Source organism: Mesorhizobium sp. ESP7-2 (assembly GCF_020164715.1).
Taxonomy (GTDB): domain Bacteria; phylum Pseudomonadota; class Alphaproteobacteria; order Rhizobiales; family Rhizobiaceae; genus Mesorhizobium.
The window spans coordinates 1-2186 of sequence record NZ_JAIUGQ010000097.1 but is presented as its reverse complement, the minus strand read 5'-3'; the positions used below and the strand labels follow the sequence as shown (position 1 = coordinate 2186).

Here is a 2186-nt window from a genome sequence, read left to right as displayed (position 1 = left end):
TGAGCGTTTCCATCCCCTCCTTTGGCCAGCCGAATTCGCTTGTCGATCGAACAACTGAGGTGCGGAAGGGGCAGCACATCGAGCTGAACGGCAACATTACCCACCTATTCGAGAAAAACCGCATCACGGTGAACCTGGGCGTTCCCGTCACGGTCGATGCTGCTGTCGTCAGGGTGGTGAATGCCTAGAAGGCGCCGACAAGAAAGAGGCGGCTGGTGGGCAAGCCGACATGAGGCACAGGTCGGCATAAATTGAATTTTCATCGCTCGCCCCCCTTTTCGCCGGCGGTTAGCCAGATCAGTGAAGCGGCAAGCAAAGGCCAACGCCTTTCCATCTTCGATCTCGACGCCCTGCGCGAGGCTTCATGAAGCCTGCCCGCGAAACAATGTCTCGGTTGCACAAAGGCCAAAATTGCAGAGGACCTAAAACAGGAAATCCGAGGGCTTTTGGCATCCGGCGCAGCTTGGGGACACGTCAAGCTATTGGCCCGTAACTTCCTGGTCGAGACGACCAGGTCATGGGGGTTCCGCCTTAGTGATTTTTCGAGTTTCGAGCAAGCTTGTTCGATCCCGTGGACGCTCGTTTCGGAAGAGCTACACTATCGGAAAGTCCACCAGTTCCGCACCAACCGCAAAGCCTACGAGGACAGCCGCCCGCGCGGTCGGCGCTCTATCGCATGCACCCGATGGAATTGGTCGTCGGAGACGTGCACCCGATCGACATCCACCTGACGCGGGCTGAGGGCTCGATTTGTACAGCGAAGTTGATCGCGTTTCTCGATGGGCGACTGGGCCACCGCACGGGGCGACCCCGACGCCGAGGGGGCCGAGCAGGGGAGCCTGGCGCTGTGATGTGGCTATGAAGCGTTCAACCTCGGTCTGATCAGGCAGGCATCCTGACAAGACTGGCCGGGGCGCGGTCGCTTATCTTTTCGGTGAGTGCGGCACCGTGCGACTGCGGGCGCCCCTTTACTGGAGCGTGATGATACCGTCGATCGCCCGCCATTCCGATGGGGTGATGAGCCGGTGGTGGGCGACTCGGACGGAGTGAAGCGGCCCCTCGAGTTCGCGCTCCCAGTAGGAGAGGAACCCCTTTAGTTCGGGGAACTCCGGCGCCAGGTCATAGTCCTGCCAGACATAAAGCTGCAGCAGGCTCGGATGGTCGGGCAGACGATAATGGATCTGCGCAGTGGTCAGGCCGTATCCCTCCATCTGGAGGCGGAAGTCCTTGCTGACATTTTCAACCATTCATGTCTCCTTTCCGGCGGCGGTCTGCAATCAACTCCCTGCGAGGGTGAGCGGTTCCGGCGCCCGCGATTGCGCCGGCTGCGGATATTTTGTTGGATCGCGGCGGAACTTCAAGCGGCAGCTCCCGGCACGCGGCAGAATAACCACGCGATAACAGCTGGTTGGCACTCTCTATGGGTGAGTGCCAAAATTTTTTGGCCGACCTCTTGAAACCGAAAAAAGGCAAAACTAGCTCGATATGCGCGCGCGATGCCTGACGAAGGGTCGCCGCACCCCGCACCGTTCCGAATTGCCGGTCGGTGCGGAGGAACCTCAAACCTGTTTGTCCCAAGAGGAGAACGACATGGCGTTCCGCCCATTGCATGACCGTATCCTGGTCCGCCGCATCGAGGCCGAGGAAAAGACCTCCGGCGGTATCATCATTCCCGATACCGCCAAGGAAAAACCGCAGGAAGGCGAAGTGATCGCCGTCGGTCCCGGCGCGCGCGACGACAGCGGCAAGCTGACCGAACTGGATGTCAGGGTCGGTGACCGTGTCCTGTTCGGCAAATGGTCCGGCACGGAGATCAAGCTCAATGGCGAGGACCTACTCATCATGAAGGAAAGCGACGTGATGGGGGTTATCGACCAAACCGCGCAAGTGAAGAAGGCCGCCTGACGGCTTCTTCGAAAATCCACCAGTCAACGAATGCTGCCTAGATAGAGGAGTGATCCAATGGCTGCCAAAGAGGTAAAATTCCATACCGAAGCGCGCGAGAAGATGTTGCGCGGCGTCGATATCCTGGCCAATGCGGTGAAGGTGACGCTCGGCCCCAAGGGACGCAATGTGGTCATCGACAAGTCGTTCGGCGCGCCGCGCATTACCAAGGACGGCGTCACCGTCGCCAAGGAGATCGAGCTCGAGGACAAGTTCGAGAACATGGGCGCGCAGATGGTGCG

General features: G+C 59.5%; 3 protein-coding genes and 1 pseudogene. 3 read left to right on the top strand and 1 reads right to left on the bottom strand.

What is annotated here, in order from left to right:
- A pseudogene (locus tag LB543_RS33750) lies at positions 1 to 188 on the top strand (hypothetical protein); the annotation flags it as partial.
- 780 nt (positions 189 to 968) lie between these two features.
- Here the strand turns inward: LB543_RS33750 and LB543_RS33745 are convergent.
- Entirely contained in the window at positions 969 to 1247 is a 279-nt protein-coding gene (locus LB543_RS33745) for an usg protein (RefSeq protein WP_140813738.1), read from the bottom strand.
- 343 nt (positions 1248 to 1590) lie between these two features.
- Here LB543_RS33745 and LB543_RS33740 point away from each other — a divergent pair, with 343 nt between their 5' ends.
- Both LB543_RS33740 and LB543_RS33735 read left to right on the top strand, forming a co-directional pair.
- A complete protein-coding gene (locus LB543_RS33740; RefSeq protein WP_140813739.1) occupies positions 1591 to 1905 on the top strand; it encodes a co-chaperone GroES in 315 nt (104 codons plus the stop codon).
- Positions 1906 to 1962: 57 nt separating this feature from the next.
- On the top strand, positions 1963 to 2186 hold a 224-nt coding region (locus LB543_RS33735), incomplete at its 3' end, for a TCP-1/cpn60 chaperonin family protein (RefSeq protein ID WP_318013042.1).